The sequence below is a fragment of the Pseudoalteromonas sp. SG45-1 genome, from assembly GCF_014164135.1.
Lineage (GTDB): Bacteria > Pseudomonadota > Gammaproteobacteria > Enterobacterales > Alteromonadaceae > Pseudoalteromonas > Pseudoalteromonas distincta.
Window position 1 is genome coordinate 19958 of sequence record NZ_JACJEP010000019.1, and the last position, 15733, is coordinate 35690.

The 15733-nt window shown below is 40.3% G+C and carries 14 protein-coding genes; 9 read left to right on the forward strand and 5 right to left on the reverse strand.

What is annotated here, in order from left to right; all coding sequences use genetic code 11:
* The first annotated feature begins 1 nt into the window (after position 1).
* The 7 genes from rseP to H5117_RS15070 all read left to right on the forward strand — a co-directional run bounded on the left by rseP (position 2) and on the right by H5117_RS15070 (position 7280).
* Entirely contained in the window at positions 2-1354 is a 1353-nt protein-coding gene (gene rseP, locus H5117_RS15040; RefSeq protein ID WP_002958314.1) for a sigma E protease regulator RseP, read from the forward strand.
* Positions 1355-1454: 100 nt separating this feature from the next.
* The gene (gene bamA / locus H5117_RS15045) at positions 1455-3926 is read left to right on the forward strand and encodes an outer membrane protein assembly factor BamA (RefSeq protein WP_024596248.1); all 2472 of its coding nucleotides are present in this window, start codon (positions 1455-1457) and stop codon (positions 3924-3926) included.
* Positions 3927-3937: 11 nt separating this feature from the next.
* Positions 3938-4456, forward strand: a complete 519-nt coding sequence (locus H5117_RS15050; RefSeq protein ID WP_002958312.1) for an OmpH family outer membrane protein — start codon at positions 3938-3940, stop codon at positions 4454-4456.
* Between the two features lie 7 nt (positions 4457-4463).
* On the forward strand, positions 4464-5486 hold the full coding sequence (gene lpxD / locus H5117_RS15055) for a UDP-3-O-(3-hydroxymyristoyl)glucosamine N-acyltransferase (RefSeq protein ID WP_024596249.1): 1023 nt from the start codon (positions 4464-4466) through the stop codon (positions 5484-5486).
* A 26-nt stretch (positions 5487-5512) separates the two neighbouring features.
* Positions 5513-5965 (forward strand): 3-hydroxyacyl-ACP dehydratase FabZ, encoded by a 453-nt coding sequence (fabZ, locus tag H5117_RS15060; RefSeq protein WP_002958310.1) that lies wholly within the window; start codon positions 5513-5515, stop codon positions 5963-5965.
* Positions 5966-5967: 2 nt separating this feature from the next.
* Complete coding sequence (gene lpxA / locus H5117_RS15065) at positions 5968-6738, forward strand: acyl-ACP--UDP-N-acetylglucosamine O-acyltransferase (protein WP_182712632.1); 771 nt, start codon at positions 5968-5970, stop codon at positions 6736-6738.
* A 149-nt stretch (positions 6739-6887) separates the two neighbouring features.
* A complete protein-coding gene (locus H5117_RS15070; RefSeq protein ID WP_149602336.1) occupies positions 6888-7280 on the forward strand; it encodes a septal ring lytic transglycosylase RlpA family protein in 393 nt (130 codons plus the stop codon).
* Here H5117_RS15070 and cydC read toward each other — a convergent pair.
* Genes cydC through H5117_RS15095 form a run of 5 tightly spaced genes read right to left on the reverse strand, consistent with a single transcriptional unit; the run spans position 7263 to position 13680 of the window.
* On the reverse strand, positions 7263-9008 hold the full coding sequence (cydC, locus tag H5117_RS15075; RefSeq protein ID WP_182738544.1) for a thiol reductant ABC exporter subunit CydC: 1746 nt from the start codon (positions 9006-9008) through the stop codon (positions 7263-7265). The genes H5117_RS15070 and cydC overlap by 18 nt on opposite strands.
* Entirely contained in the window at positions 9001-10794 is a 1794-nt protein-coding gene (gene cydD, locus H5117_RS15080) for a thiol reductant ABC exporter subunit CydD (RefSeq protein WP_182738573.1), read from the reverse strand. The genes cydC and cydD overlap by 8 nt, the downstream gene beginning before the upstream one ends.
* Complete coding sequence (gene cydX, locus H5117_RS15085; RefSeq protein ID WP_002958303.1) at positions 10784-10948, reverse strand: cytochrome bd-I oxidase subunit CydX; 165 nt, start codon at positions 10946-10948, stop codon at positions 10784-10786. Before cydX ends, cydD begins: the two co-directional genes overlap by 11 nt.
* A 12-nt stretch (positions 10949-10960) precedes the next feature.
* A complete protein-coding gene (gene cydB / locus H5117_RS15090) occupies positions 10961-12100 on the reverse strand; it encodes a cytochrome d ubiquinol oxidase subunit II (protein WP_220491793.1) in 1140 nt (379 codons plus the stop codon).
* Positions 12097-13680, reverse strand: coding sequence for a cytochrome ubiquinol oxidase subunit I (locus H5117_RS15095; RefSeq protein ID WP_182696042.1), 1584 nt, complete (start codon positions 13678-13680; stop codon positions 12097-12099). Before H5117_RS15095 ends, cydB begins: the two co-directional genes overlap by 4 nt.
* Positions 13681-13981: 301 nt before the next feature.
* On the opposite strand from H5117_RS15095, the gene lpxB reads away from it, so the two are divergent.
* Together lpxB and rnhB are read left to right on the forward strand one after the other, a co-directional pair.
* Entirely contained in the window at positions 13982-15139 is a 1158-nt protein-coding gene (gene lpxB / locus H5117_RS15100; RefSeq protein ID WP_002958300.1) for a lipid-A-disaccharide synthase, read from the forward strand.
* Positions 15129-15731, forward strand: a complete 603-nt coding sequence (gene rnhB / locus H5117_RS15105) for a ribonuclease HII (protein WP_182738547.1) — start codon at positions 15129-15131, stop codon at positions 15729-15731. Before lpxB ends, rnhB begins: the two co-directional genes overlap by 11 nt.
* The last annotated feature ends 2 nt before the right edge of the window (positions 15732-15733 follow it).

Sequence of the window (15733 nt, forward strand, 5' to 3'; positions counted from 1 at the left end):
TATGTTTGATTTTTTTTGGAATCTTGGCTCATTTATTTTAGCGCTTGGTATTTTAGTGGCCATACATGAATATGGCCATTTTTGGGTTGCACGAAAAATGGGCGTTAAAGTGCTGCGTTTTTCAATTGGCTTTGGTAAGCCACTATTAAAATGGCACGATAAATATAATACCGAATATGTGATTGCGGCTATTCCATTAGGCGGTTATGTAAAAATGCTTGATGAGCGTGTTGATGACGTGCCGGCAAACCAACGTCATTTATCGTTTAACGCTAAATCTGTACAAGCACGTATTGCCATAGTTGCAGCGGGTCCAATGGCCAACTTTTTGTTTGCCATTTTTGCTCTTGCTGTAATGTATATGGTGGGTGTGCAGTCGGTAAAGCCTGTGGTAGGTAGTATTACCGAGGGTAGCCGAGCAGAGCAAGCGGGCATTATGCCTTCTCAACATATTATAAAAATTGGTGATGATGATATAACGACCTGGCAAGATGCCACGTTTGCACTTATGTCTAATTTAGGTGAAGAAAGCGTTGAAGTGATAGTGCGCGATAAAAACCTTCAACCACGTGTTAAAACGCTTAATTTAGAGGGGTGGAAACTAGATCAGCAAGACGTGCCACCATTAAGCTCGTTAGGTATTGTACCGTTTAGACCTCAAGCAACTTTAACAATTGCCGCCGTAACTAAAGACTCAGCTGCAGAACACGCTAATTTACAAGTTAATGACACAATTTTGGCTGTAAACGGTGAAACAATAAGCAATTGGCAGCAATTAGTTAATCTTATTACGCAATCAGCTAACAAATCTTTACAATTTAGTGTAAAAAGACAAGATACTATAAAAGCCATTACAGTAACCCCTAAAGGGCGCATTGATAATAACGGTATTGAGCAAGGCTTTTTAGGTGTTGCTCCTGTTGTACAGCAATGGCCTGATGGTTATGTAGAGACTAGACATTACGGCCCGCTCGATAGTATCGTGCGAGGCACAAAAGAAACGTGGCGCTTAATTACACTCAGTTTTGACATGATTGGTAATTTAATTACAGGCCAGGTTTCGGTTAAGAATTTAAGTGGCCCTGTGGGCATTGCAGTAGGCGCTGGAACTAGCGTAAGCTATGGGTTAGTGGCCTTTTTAAGCTTTTTAGCCTTAATAAGCGTTAACTTGGGTGTATTTAATTTATTACCCTTACCAGTACTTGATGGTGGACACTTAATGTATTACATAATTGAACTTTTTCGTAAAAAGCCGGTCTCTGAAAAGACACAAGAGTTTGGTTTTAAAGTGGGCGCCTTGTTGCTCATTTTTCTAACATGTTTCGCTTTGTTCAATGATGTATCGCGTTTGTAGTTTTACAGCGTGGCAAATTACTAATTAGAACACGATTGTAAAGCACCACTTTAGTAGGGTGTTATGCGGTAATACAGTTGTAAAGGATAAAGATAATAAAATGGCTATAAAAAAACATTTGGCAGTAACAAGTTTATTGGGTGCAAGTTTTGCAGCCCTAGGCCAAAACTCCTTTATTGTTGAAGACCTGAAAGTTGAAGGTTTACAGCGTGTAGCACTTGGTGCAGCGCTAACACATATTCCTATTAACGTAGGCGATAATGTTGATGACTATACGATTTCAAAAACAATAAAGTCACTTTATCGTTCTGGGCACTTTGATAACATAAAAGCCCTTCGTGATGGCAACAACGTTATTTTTAAAGTAACGGAACGTCCTACCATCAGCTTCATTGAGTTTGAAGGCAATAAAGACATTAAAGACGAGCAGCTTAATGAGTCTCTTGATCAGCAAGATATTCGCCAAGGTGAACCACTTGATAAAACCGTTATCGATAGTATCGAAAAGGGCTTAGTTGAGTTTTTCCACAGTATTGGTAAATACAACGCTAAAGTAGATATCAGTATTACTAAGTTGCCTCGTAACCGCGTTAAACTTAAATTAGAGTTTGATGAAGGTGATGCAGCTTCTATCCGACAAATTAACTTAGTGGGTAATGAACTTTTTTCTAATGAAGAGCTTCTTAAACTTGCTGAATCGCAGCAAGATTTACCTTGGTGGCAGTTTATGGGTAGCGATCGCTACCAAAAGCAAACCATTGAAGGCGATTTAGAAAAAATTCGTAGTTATTATTTAGACCGTGGTTACCTACGTTTTAATATCGATTCAACGCAAGTATCAGTGAGCCCTGAACGTGAATCAGTTTACGTTACAGCTAACTTAACCGAAGGCGTAAAATATACCGTTAAAGGCTTTGACTTTATTGGTGACTTGCTTGGCCGTGAAGACTTAATTAAAAGTGTTATCCCACTTAGAGCGGGTGAGCTTTACAATGGCTCAGTCGTTACTTCGTCAGAAGAATTTATTAAAAGCTACTTAGCACGTTTTGGTTACGCTAATGCTGAAGTGCGTACAATTCCAGAAATTGACGACGAAAAGCAAGAAGTACAACTAACACTATCGGTTAATCCAGGTAAGCGTGTATACGTTCGTCGTATTATTGTTGGTGGTAACCAAAATACAGCTGATGAAGTACTTCGCCGTGAAATGACACAACTTGAAGGCGCCTGGTTATCTAATCAAAACCTTGAGCGTTCAAAACTACAAATTCAACGTTTGCCTTATATGGAAACTGTTGATTTTAACGTAGTGCCTGTACCAGGTGTGGATGACCAAGTAGATGTGGATTTTACTGTAAAAGAGCAATCAGCGGGTAGCTTTAATGCTGGTCTTGCTTATGGTTCTTACTTAGGTCTGCAGTTTAATATTGGTGTAACAGAATCTAACTTTTTAGGCACAGGTAACCAAATTGGTTTAAACCTTAACACGTCTACAGGTTCTGAAAGCTTAAGCTTATCGTACACAGACCCATACTTTACGCCAGATGGTGTATCGCAAGGCAGTAGCATCTTTTACAGAAACTACGATGCAAGTAAATTCAGTCTTGTTGAGTACAAATCAAAAAGTTATGGTTTAGGCACAAATATTGGTTTTCCAATTGATGCTGTAAATCGTGTTAACTTTGGCGCCCGTTGGATTAAAGAAGAGCTTTCGGATATTGCAGAGTACGAGCAAACGCGTGTACTTCGTGAAACATTCTTAGATCCAGACAACCCAGATGCAGGCTTTGACTTTACTAAGTATGAGCTGAGTGTTGGTTGGTCGCGTATTACAGTTAACCGTGGTTTATTCCCAACAGCGGGTTCGCGTCAAACTCTAAACTTAACAGCAACAACGCCTAACTCAGATCTTCAGTACTTTAAACTGAATTACGATTCGCGTTTTTACTGGCCTATATCAAATGACCACCGTTGGGTATTCTCAACGCGTGCAGCGCTTGGTTATGGTAATGGTTATGGTTCTACAAACGGGTATGAGCAAACACTACCATTCCAAGAATACTTCCGTATAACGGAAATGGAACTTCGTGGCTTTGACCGTAATACAATATTACCACGTGCCGTATCGCGTATACCTCAGTCTATTCCAGGTACGCCAGGTGCAGACGGTACTACAACCGGTAGCATTGGTGGCGCATCAGAATTTGATATTCTAGTGCCGCAAGGCCGTATTGGTGGTAATGCTAAAGCAGTGGCAGGTATGGAGCTAATTGTTCCTACGCCATTCTTAGATGAAGAAAATACCAGCTCTGTACGTACTAGCTTCTTTGTTGATGCTGCAAACGTATGGGATACTGAGTTTAACGTAGACCGCTATCAAAACTTAGGCGTTGATGAACGTGCTAAATTAGATGACTATTCAGACCCAATGCGCTTTAGGGTTTCAACCGGTCTTTCATTACAATGGATCTCTCCAATGGGTCCAATGCTGATCAGTTTTGCGTATCCATTGCAAAAAGAAGAAGATGACGATACGAAAACCATCAGCTTTAACATTAGTAACACTTTCTAAAGGAGTTTTTTGTGAAAAAATTATTTAAATCAACAGCTGTAGCAGTTTTAGCAACTTTAATGATGGGTACTTCTGTGAATGCATTTGCACACAAAGTAGGTATTGTTGATATGCAGGAAATCTACAAGCAAATTCCTCAAATGGCTAAAATTGAACAGTCTTTACAAACTGAGTTTGCTGAACGTCGTCAAGAGCTTGAAAAGTTACAAGGCGATATTCGTTTTGAAGCTGAAAAATTTAAACGCGAAAGTACAACTATGAGCCAAGCTCAAAAAGATGCACTACGTGATAAAATTCAAGGCATGCAAAAAAATCTTGCTGAACAAGGTCGTCCTTTAGAGCAAGAAATCAAAGCGCGCCAAAACCAAGAACTTGCTAAAGTTCAAGGTGTGATCATCAAAACAATTGAAGAAATTGCTAAAGACGGTGACTTCGACGAAGTTAAAGTAAAAGACACAACAATTTACTTTAATCCTAAAGAAGTAACTGATCTTTCGTCTAAAGTTGTAGCTGCAGTTAGTAAGAAATAATCACTCTATGCAAAATTATACGCTTTCGCAAATTGCGGAACTTCTAGGCGCCGAACTTCAGGGTGATGGCGCTTTAGAAATAAAAAAAATAGCGACACTTGCAAATGCCCATTCTGGGCATATTGCATTTTTAGCGAACTCAAAATATCGCTCGCAACTTGAAACTACTCAAGCTAGCGCTGTAATAGTAAGCCAAGCCGATGCTCAGTACTTTAGTGGTAGCAAAGTTATTGTTGCGAATCCGTACGTAAGTTACGCAAAATTAGCGCAATTTATGGATACTACACCACGCTCAGCCTCGACGGGTATTCATCCAAGTGCTACGGTTCATTCAACAGCGATTGTTAGTGACAGCGCCGCTATAGGTGCTAATGCAGTCATTGAAGCTGACGCGGTGATAGGTGACAATGCGCAAATTGGTCCGAACAGTTTTATCGGAGAACGTGTTAAAATAGGCTCTGGCACTAAGCTTTGGTCTAGTGTGACTATTTATCACGATGTTGAAATTGGTTCAGATTGTTTGTTTCAAGCAAATAGTGTTGTAGGTAGTGATGGGTTTGGCTATGCGAACGAGCGCGGGCAATGGGTTAAAATACCTCAGCTTGGCTCTGTGATCATAGGTAACAAAGTTGAAATTGGTGCAAGCACGACAATTGATCGTGGCGCACTGGATAATACCATTATCCATAGCAATGTTATTATCGATAATCAGTGTCAAATAGCGCACAACGTTGAAGTTAATTCAGGCACCGCAATCGCGGGCTGCACCGTACTTGCAGGAAGCGTTACCATTGGCAAAAACTGTCAAATTGGTGGCATGGTTGCAATTAATGGTCACATGTCTGTATGTGATGGTGTTATAATTACCGGCATGAGTATGGTGACAAAATCAATCACCGAACCAGGTATTTACTCATCTGGTATGCCCCATACAACAAACAAAGAATGGCGTAAATCAATAGCTCACTTGCGTAACCTTTCAGACATGAAATCTCGTCTTAAAGCGCTGGAAGCATTGGCTAAGTCATAACGTTGAACACTAATAAGGATGCTATTTTGGCAAACGAATTAAATAGCCTTGATATTCAAGAAATTTTAAGTTTATTACCGCACCGTTACCCGATGCTATTAATTGATCGTGTTATTGATTTTACACCTGGCAAATCTTTACATGCTATTAAAAATGTTTCTATAAACGAACCTATATTTACTGGCCATTTCCCAAATCAGCCAATTTTTCCTGGTGTGCTAATATTAGAATCAATGGCGCAAGCCACGGGTTTATTAGGTTTTAAAACAGTAGAAAATCGTAGTGAAAACGAATTATATTTATTTGCTGCTGTTGATAACGCACGTTTTAAACAGCCAGTGATCCCAGGTGATACAATGCACCTTCATGTTGAGTTTTTAAAAGAACGTCGCAACATTTGGAAGTTTGCAGCAGAAGCTAGAGTCGACGGCAAAGTAGTGTGTAGTGCCGAAATTATGTGTGCGAGAAGAGAGTTTTAATAGTGATCCATTCTACAGCAATAATCGAACCTGGCGCTAAACTAGGTAACAATGTCTCAGTTGGTCCGTATAGTTATATTGGCAATGATGTTGTTATCGGTGATAACTGTATTATTGAGTCTCATGTTGTTGTTAAAGGGCCATCAACTATTGGCTCTGGCAATCATATTTTTCAGTTTGCGTCTGTGGGCGAAGCCTGCCAAGACAAAAAATACAACAACGAGCCAACCACATTAGTCATGGGTGATAACAATGTTATCCGTGAATGTGCCACTATTCACCGTGGTACAATTCAAGACCAAGGCGTTACTAAAATTGGTAGTAATAACTTATTTATGGCTTATACACACGTTGCACATGACGCGGTAATTGGCGATAACGTAATTTTTGCTAACAATGCAAGTGTGGCCGGCCATGTACATGTAGGCGACTGGGTTATCTTAGGTGGTAATTCGGGAGTTCATCAGTTTTGTAAAATTGGTGCACATGCCTTTATTGGTATGTATTCAGGTGTTAACAAAGATGTACCACCTTTTGTTACTACCATTGGTATGCCAGCAGGTCCTGCCGCTATCAATAAAGAAGGCATGAAACGTCGTGGTTTCGAAAGTGATGAAATTATGGCTGTACGCCGTGCATACAAAGCGTTTTACCGTAAAAGCTTAGGTGCTGAAGAAGCGATTGAATCTCTCACAGAAGATGCTGAAAAGTACCCTGCTGTGAAATTGATGGTCGACTTTGTTAAAAGCTCAGAGCGCGGCATTGTAAGATAATTCGCGCGTTTTGCTCTAAGCATAAAAAAAACCACCCTAGATGATAAATCGAAGGTGGTTTTTTATTGCCCACGGTTTAGACCTAATTCAGTTAATACTCAGCGAGCTCAAGTTAGTATGCATCTAATTTGTATAATAAAAGTCATCCTATGCGTTTACCTAAGTTAGTTGTCACTCTTTTTATTACTTCAGCGTTAGCCGCTTGTAGTAGCCAACCTATTGTTAAATCATCTACTGGAGAGGTTACTCAAGTTGGTAAAGCATCTTTTTATGCTGACAAATATCACGGGAGAACAACTGCCAACGGAGAGCGCTTTAGCCAACAAGCCGCCACAGCAGCCCATTTAGAGTTCGACTTTGGCACTAAGGTCGTTGTTACCAACCTCGCTAATAATAAATCAGTCACGGTAAGAATTAACGATAGAGGCCCGTATGTGCGAGGTCGTATTATTGATTTATCAAAGAGTATGTTTAAAAAGATAGCCGACCCTAAAGTCGGCGTTATTGATGTATCAGTAACGGTTTTAAAACCGGGTAGTTAGCGCAATATAGTCGGGATAAGTACTACTGAGCTCTTTATGAGAGCCTTGTGCGACTACTTTACCGCCTTCTAACCATACAACATTATCCATTTGAGCAAGTAGAGCGGGATCGTGCGTAATTGTCAGCACGCTGGCGTTATTCATAACATGCATTATTGCTTGCATTACCCCTTGCTTAGATTGATTATCAAGACCTTCTGTTGGTTCATCAAGTACTAAAATAGCAGGGTTTTTAAGTAATGCTTGGGCAATGGCTATACGCCTAGATTGGCCTTGCGACACGTTACGCCCGCCAGTGCCTAAACGTGTTTTTAAACCTTCTTTTAGCTCATTAAACCATGGGCTCAATTGAGCTAATGCGAGCGCTTCAATCATTTGCTCTTTAGTTGCATTTGGCGCGGCATAACGTAAGTTTTCACTTAATGTGCCATCAAAAATATGGTGCTGCTGGGCGAGTATATTTATAACATTTGCGCGTATATCATTATTTAACGAATGTAAGTCAACAACGCTATTTTGATTGTTTAGCGTTATGCTGCCTTGTTGCAAAGGCCATAAACCAGTAAGTAAATTTACAAGCGTCGTTTTACCGCTGCCGCTTCTACCTACAATCGCTACTTTTTGCTGAGGCATTAGTTCAAAACTGATATTAGTTAGCGCTGTTTGTTCACCATATTGGTAGCTAATATTGTTAAGTACTAACGTGTGATTTTGCGCGCTAAAGTTTTCATCAATGTCTACATGTTTACTTTCAATTTGCGTACTAGCTGCTTTATCTTCAAGTGTAAACAATCGCTCTGCTGCTTTTAAAACATTTGGAAGCTCTATAAACGCGTTGGGTAGTAGTAATACGCTTTCAAAGCTTGCCAGTACAAATAAACTTAACATAGCAAGTTCTACATTTACCATACTGCTTGCGTAAACCAGCGGCACAATGGTTACTATGCTAGCAAGCATGGCTAATTGAACAACCAACAAGCTTAATCCATCTGAGTTTGCCAGTGCTTTGTGGCGAATAAATAATTGCTGATTGTACTGCTCGCTTAATTCGTCGCACTTATTAAGTTGCTGCGAACGGGCTTGATAAATACTAAGCTCTCTAAGGCCTGTAAGTGTATCTGAAAGCTCAGAGCGAAGTTGTGCACTAAGTTGTGTTTCTTTATGGCTGTTTTTAGTGAGCTTTATGCTGAGTAGGGCAGGTATAACCACACCAATAAGTATAATGCCAGTAAAGCAAATAAGGGCGACGTTGCCATTATAGGCCGACATAAACAGCATGATGATTGGCACACTTAAAAGAGCGACCAGCATAGGAAGTAAAACGTTTAAATAAAATTTGTCGAGTGCGTCTACATCGTTTTGTAATCGGTTAACTAGATCAGCGCTGCGGCTCATTGCTAAATCAACATTGTTAAGCTTGCTTAACGTTGCAAATACATTGGTACGTATTTCACTTAGTAATAAAAACGTGGCGTTATGAGTAACTAGGCGTTCGCCATAGCGCGATGCTGTTCGCACAATTGCTAAAAAACGAATCGTGCCGGCAGGAGTAAAATAATTCATTTGTACGCCCGCAATACCAGCAGCGGCCATTGATGCTAAAAACCAGCCAGATATAGCCAACAGGCCCACATTAGCTAATACCGTAATCGTCGCTAAAAATGTACCCAATAGCATAGCTTTGTAATGAGGAGCACAAAGTTTTAATAAACGAATAAAATTACGCATGCACCACCCCTTGTTCAGCCGTTTTTAGTAAGTCAGCAAATGCACCATTTTGCGCTGCAAGTGTTTCAAAGTGACCTTGCTCAGCTATTTTTCCATCGTGCATCACAATGATATTGCTGGCATGTTTAACGGTATTTAATCTATGGGCAATAACTAATACTAAGTTGTTTTTAGCATATTCATTAATAGCATCTTGAATAAGCAGCTCTGTTTGACTATCAAGGTGCGCAGTGGGCTCATCAAGCACTAAGACTGGTGCTTGTTTTATAAATGCGCGAGCCAGTGCAATACGTTGTTTTTGACCGCCAGAAAGCCCTTCACCTTGCTCACCTATCTGGGTGTTAAAACCATCGGGTAGGGTATTAATAAATTCAAGCACACCAGCTTGTTTTGCCGCGTGTTCAAGCTCTTGCTGTGTGGCAGTGGGTTTGGCCAATTTAATGTTGGCAGCAATGGTGTCGTAAAATAGCGTCGCTTGTTGTGGTATCCATGCAATATTATTTTGCAAGTAAGTAATATCGGTTGTACTTAAACTCTGATCATTAATAGATAGGTTGTTAATCACCTCAGGGTGAAACCCTAATAGACAATCAAACAACGTACTTTTACCTGAGCCACTACTGCCCACAACTGCAATTAAGCCTTTATTTGGCAATGTTAAATTTATATTTTTAATCCCTTCGTTACTACCAGGGTATATAAAATTAAGGTCGGTAATATTTATTGAATTAATTGTATTTAAAGTTAAATTGTTTTCAGGTGCGCTTGTAGTTACTGACGCATTTTCGTCACTTGGCAGTGGGGCATTTAAAATCGCAACCATATCGGCCGCCGCACTAATACCTTGTAAACGTGCATGGTAATGACTACCTAGTTGGCGCAGTGGTAAATAAAATTCAGGCGCTAAAAGTAGCACCACAAAGCCAGTGGCAAAATCAAGAGTGCCAAAAAATAGTCTAAAACCAATAATTACGGCAACGAGTGCCACGCTAATGGTGGCTAAAAACTCAAGTGCAAATGATGATAAAAACGCGATTTTTAAAACATCGAGTGTCGCGTGTCTAAAATCATCTGAAATTTTAGCTATTTGTTTAAGCTCGGTACGTGTTGCATTAAATAGTTTTAGCTGAGTTAAACCTTGCACGCGGTCAAAAAAGTAATTGCCCAGTACAGCAAGTTGCTTCCAGCGTTTTTGGTTTAAAGCTTCGGCTTTAGAGCCTACTAAAATCATGAAAAAAGGAATAAGTGGGGCGGTTAATAAAAATATCAGCCCAGCTTTATAATCTGTCGGAAAAATAACTACCAATATTGCCAGCGGAATAAGCGCGCTGTAAGCAACACCTGGCAAGTATTTAGCATAATAGTCGTGAAGTGCTTCAACGCCATTATGCAGGGTATTTAATGTAGCGCCTTGGCCGTGTTGTTCTATATAACTAGGCCCAAGTAAGCTGAGCTTATGGAGAAGTGTTTGGCGCATAGCCGATTTTATTTTAAGCGCAGCAAATGCACTTAAGCGCTCACTTAACGCTAAAAACACCGCGCGCAATAAAATAATGCCTGCTAAGGGCCATAATAAATGAGTGACTTGGGCTAAATTATTACCTTCAAACATTACATTATGAATAGCTTGAGCCAGTAAATAAGCACCTGCAATCATCAGTAATGCGTTAAAAGTACCCAGTGCAATGCTTAACTTTAACCACACTGCAGCGGGTTTACTTTGACGCTTTAAAAAAGCGCGCAGTGATTGCTGCTGCGCGCGATCTGGCCGGGGGTTAGTCGTCATCTTTTGTGTTGTTAGCATCATTTAATAGATCGTGCATGGCTTGTTCATCATCAGCAATACTGTTTTTATTTTGATGAAATTCGTACCACATTACATTTATCACACCTAAGGTACAGGCCAAAAGTACACCTAAAATCCAAGCGAAATACCACATTGTTTAGTCTCCTTAGTAGCTACCATGAGTGTTGTTTTCAATTTCTTCTACCGTTACTCTGCGCCACATTTTTACGTAACACCAAGTGGTGTAGGACAAAATTAGTGGTACAAAAATACACACTGCAACAAACATTATATTGAGCGTTTTATGGCTCGATACCGCATCCCAAATTGTTAAGCTAATATTAGGGTTGTTACTCGATGGCATAATAAATGGGAACAGAGAAACACCGGCCGTCATAATTACGCCAATTAACATTAAGCTTGTTGAAATAAGTCCAAGTGCAGGTTTATTTAATTTTGAAAACACAAGTGCACTTAATGCCATTGCAAAGGCTAAAATAGGGAAGGTCATTGTCCACGGACGGGTGCTGTAATTACTTAACCAAGCACCTTGCGCTGTAGTGACTACTTTAGCTAGAGGGTCTGCATGACTTTGTGTATCAGCCATAGATACAACTTGGTAACCCGTTAAGTTAGCCACCCAAAAACCAGCTGCAGCAAATAACACGATAAACACAATAAGAGAATAGCGACCATATTGACCCGAACGCTCTGCGACCACACCTGCTGTTCTAAGTTGTAACCACATACCCGCATGCGCAACTAACATGGTAATACTCACTAAACCTGCAAGTAATCCAAATGGGTTAAGCAAGCCAAAAAATGATCCTTGGTAGCTAACACGCATAAGGTTATCAATATTAAACGGTACGCCTAAAAATAAATTACCAAACGCCACACCAAAAACTAATGCTGGAATTGCGCTGCCTGCAAGCAAGCCCCAATCCCAGTTATTACGCCAGCGTTTTGAGTCTACTTTACTGCGGTAATCAAATCCAAGTGGTCTAAAAAACAAAGCAAAGAGTACTAGCATCATGGCAAAGTAAAAGCCCGAAAATGCAGCTGCATAAACCATAGGCCACGCCGCAAATAACGCGCCGCCTGCAGTTATAAACCATACTTGGTTACCATCCCAATGCGGGCCAATTGTGTTTATTACTGTGCGGCGCTCTGAATCTGTTTTACCAACGAGGCGGAGCAACATAGCAACGCCCATATCCATACCATCGGTAATAGCAAAACCAATAAGCAGCACACCAATGATCAACCACCAAAGCATTTTTAATGTTTCATAATCAAAAATCATGATTGCTCTCCTTCAGTTTTATCAGCTTTGCTTGGTAATTCAAAATGATACTTACCAGTATGTAGCGAGCTTGGCCCTTGCTTAACAAAGCGGATCATCAGCCAGCCTTCCACAATGGCTAAACCAGTATAGAAAACAATAAACCCAGTTAAGCTAATTAAAATATCGTTTACTGTTAGTGACGACGTGGCTAAAAAGGTCGGCAGTATTTCAGATATAGCCCAAGGTTGACGACCATACTCGGCAACAATCCAGCCAAACTCAATCGCTATCCAAGGTAGTGGAATACTCAATACGGCAGCCCATAACAACCAGCGTTTTTGCTCAATAACGCGGTGTGCGTTGTAGTAAAATGCCAATATAAATACACCTAGCATGGCCACACCACAGGCAACCATAATCCTAAATGACCAAAACATAGGGCCTACTTTAGGAAAAGAGTCTTTAACAGCTTTTTGAATTTGTTCTTCAGTAGCATCTACAACATCAGGTGTGTAGCGCTTAAGTAGCAAGCCATAGCCTAAATCATCTTTTAGAGTATTAAATTTGGCGATATTATCTGGCGTATCTTCACCGTTTCTGAGTTTTGTAAGGTATTCATAAGCAATCATACCGTTGCGAATACGTACTTCATGTTGTTTTTCTAGGTCGTTAATACCCGTTACTTGCTCATCTAGTGAGCGCGTAGCAATTAACCCAAGTGCGTAAGGTATTTTAACCGCTGCATGTGTTACTTGCTCTTCTGAATCAGGAAAACCAAATGCGGTAAACGCAGCCGGAGCTTCTTCTGTGTGCCATTCGGCTTCAATTGTGGCAAGTTTTACTTTTTGGACTTCGCCTACTTCGTAGCCTGATTCGTCACCGAGTAAAATTACACACAAAATTGACGCTAAACCAAAGCCTGATGCGACTGAAAAAGAGCGTTTAGCAAATGCTAAATCACGACCCTTCAATATGTACCAGCTACTAATACCAAGCACAAACATAGACGCTGCTACATAACCTGCCGATACGGTATGAATAAACTTAACTTGGGCTACAGGGTTAAACACAAGCTCTGCAAAACTGGTCATTTCCATGCGCATGGTTTGATAGTTAAATTCAGCGCCTACTGGGTTTTGCATCCAACCGTTGGCAATTAAAATCCACAGCGCCGACATGTTAGTACCAATGGCCATTAAAAAGGTCGCGCCTAAATGTTGGCGTTTAGAAAGCCTGTCCCAGCCTAAAAAGAACATACCTACAAAGGTCGATTCTAAAAAGAATGCCATTAAACCTTCAATTGCCAGGGGGGCCCCAAAAACATCACCTACGTAATGGGAATAATAAGACCAGTTAGTACCAAACTCAAATTCCATGGTAAGGCCTGTTGCCACACCAATTGCAAAGTTAATACCAAACAATTTTCCCCAAAACTTAGTCATATCACGATAAATTTCGCGACCGGTCATAACATAAACCGATTCCATAATAACTAAAATCCAGGTCATACCTATCGTTAAAGGTACGAATAAGAAATGAAAGAGAGCGGTAACAGCAAACTGTAATCGCGATAGATCCACAAAGGTTTCATCTATCATTATTGGCTCCTTGAGAGTGACGGATTAACAGGGCAACATTTAATTGGCAAAGTTAAGGTTTAATGAACTTTCAGTAATTACTGAAAGTTTGTAATAGTATTTACTTTTGTGCAATTTTTGTCAACATACATATTAGTAAAACTTAATATATATTTCCTATGCTACATCAGTATTAAAAACAAACAACATAAAGCCTTAACTTAGGTGATAAAAAACCAGTTATTTAAAGCGTTTAACCAAACAGTAAAACACGGTAAACTAACAAGCATGAACGCCTGGTTTACTTGTGAAATAAAATCAAATGAATAAAGATAAAAAACAACTACGTATTGGTATTGTGGCAGGTGAACTGTCGGGCGATATTTTAGGTGAAGGTTTAATTAAAGCCCTTAAGAAACACTTTCCGGACGCTATTTTTGAAGGAATAGCAGGACCTAAAATGCAAGCGCAGGGCTGTAAAACACTTTACGACATGGATGAGCTTTCGGTAATGGGGCTTGTTGAGGTGCTAGGGCGTTTACCACGTTTGCTTAAAATACGTAAACAACTCGTGCAGCATTTTGTAGATAACCCACCTGATGTATTTATAGGTATTGATGCACCCGATTTTAACTTACGTGTAGAAAAACCACTTAAAGATGCGGGTATTAAAACCGTACAGTATGTAAGTCCGTCTGTTTGGGCGTGGCGCGAAAAGCGCATTCATACAATAAGTGCAGCCACTAACTTAGTGTTAGCATTATTACCATTTGAAAAAGAATTTTACGATAAGCACCAAGTGCCATGTACATTTGTGGGGCATACCTTGGCAGACGACATAGCACTTGAGCACGACGATACCAAAGCGCGTGAAGAACTCGGCTTAAGCCTTGATGACAAAGTACTGGCGCTGCTACCTGGTAGTCGAGGCTCTGAAGTTGGTTTGCTAAGCGAGACTTACATTAAAACAGCCGCGGAGTTGCAAGCTAAAAACCCTAACCTTAAAGTTGTGGTGCCGTTAGTTAACGAAAAACGCAAAGCGCAGTTTAGTGATATATTAAACGCTACCGCGCCAAACCTTAATGTTAACCTGCTAGATGGGCAATCTAAATTAGCGATGCAAGCTGCTGATGCTATTTTATTAGCCTCGGGCACTGCAACACTTGAAGGTATGCTTTATAAAAAGCCAATGGTTGTGGGCTATAAAATAAAGCCTTTGAGCTATTGGATTTTTAAAACTTTATTTACGTTTAATATTAAGTACTTTTCGCTGCCTAATTTATTAGCTGACGAAGAGCTAGTGCCTGAGTTTTTACAAACCGAGTGTAATGTGACTAACTTAACAAACGCACTTACCCCTATGCTCAACACAGATAACAAAGAGCTAAAAGCACGCTTTTTAGCTATTCACGAAAAAATTAGATTAAATGCCAGTGAACAAGCAGCCAATGCTGTGGCGGAGTTAATAAATGCAAATTGATAGACCCAATGTATCCTTAATTGCTGGTGTAGATGAAGTAGGGCGCGGCCCGCTTGTTGGTGATGTAGTCACTGCCGCCGTTATTTTAGATCCCACTAAACCAATTGCAGGCTTAGCAGATTCTAAAAAATTAACGGATAAAAAACGCCAAGCACTTGCAATTGAAATAAAAGAAAAAGCATTGTGCTACGCGTATGGACGCTGCAGTCCAACAGAAATTGATGAGTTAAATATTTTGCACGCAACGATGCTTGCCATGAGTCGCGCAGTGGAGGCATTAAGCACACAACCTGAATTTGTATTTATAGATGGTAATCGTTTGCCTAAATTAGCAATGCCAGCACAAGCTGTTGTTAAAGGTGATAGCTTAGTGGCCGAAATTTCAGCAGCGTCTATTTTAGCTAAAGTAGCGCGCGATGACGAAATGCTTGAACTTGATAAACGCCACCCAGAATATGGTTTTGCAGGGCACAAAGGGTATCCCACTAAAGCGCACTTTGCAGCACTTGAACAATACGGTGCAATTGACGAGCATCGTAAAAGCTTTAAACCTGTGCAGCGCGTTTTGGCGCAAGCCAATGGTGAGGGCTAAGC

Excerpts from the sequence above, each read along its gene's own strand:
- cydC (WP_182738544.1), bottom strand. The coding sequence starts at position 9,008 with ATGCGTAATTTTATTCGTTTATTAAAACTTTGTGCTCCTCATTACAAA.
- lpxD (WP_024596249.1), top strand. The coding sequence starts at position 4,464 with ATGCAAAATTATACGCTTTCGCAAATTGCGGAACTTCTAGGCGCCGAA.
- H5117_RS15095 (WP_182696042.1), bottom strand. The coding sequence starts at position 13,680 with ATGATAGATGAAACCTTTGTGGATCTATCGCGATTACAGTTTGCTGTT.
- bamA (WP_024596248.1), top strand. The coding sequence starts at position 1,455 with ATGGCTATAAAAAAACATTTGGCAGTAACAAGTTTATTGGGTGCAAGT.
- cydX (WP_002958303.1), bottom strand. The coding sequence starts at position 10,948 with ATGTGGTATTTCGCTTGGATTTTAGGTGTACTTTTGGCCTGTACCTTA.
- lpxB (WP_002958300.1), top strand. The coding sequence starts at position 13,982 with ATGAATAAAGATAAAAAACAACTACGTATTGGTATTGTGGCAGGTGAA.
- H5117_RS15070 (WP_149602336.1), top strand. The coding sequence starts at position 6,888 with ATGCGTTTACCTAAGTTAGTTGTCACTCTTTTTATTACTTCAGCGTTA.
- cydD (WP_182738573.1), bottom strand. The coding sequence starts at position 10,794 with ATGACGACTAACCCCCGGCCAGATCGCGCGCAGCAGCAATCACTGCGC.
- rnhB (WP_182738547.1), top strand. The coding sequence starts at position 15,129 with ATGCAAATTGATAGACCCAATGTATCCTTAATTGCTGGTGTAGATGAA.
- rseP (WP_002958314.1), top strand. The coding sequence starts at position 2 with ATGTTTGATTTTTTTTGGAATCTTGGCTCATTTATTTTAGCGCTTGGT.
- cydB (WP_220491793.1), bottom strand. The coding sequence starts at position 12,100 with ATGATTTTTGATTATGAAACATTAAAAATGCTTTGGTGGTTGATCATT.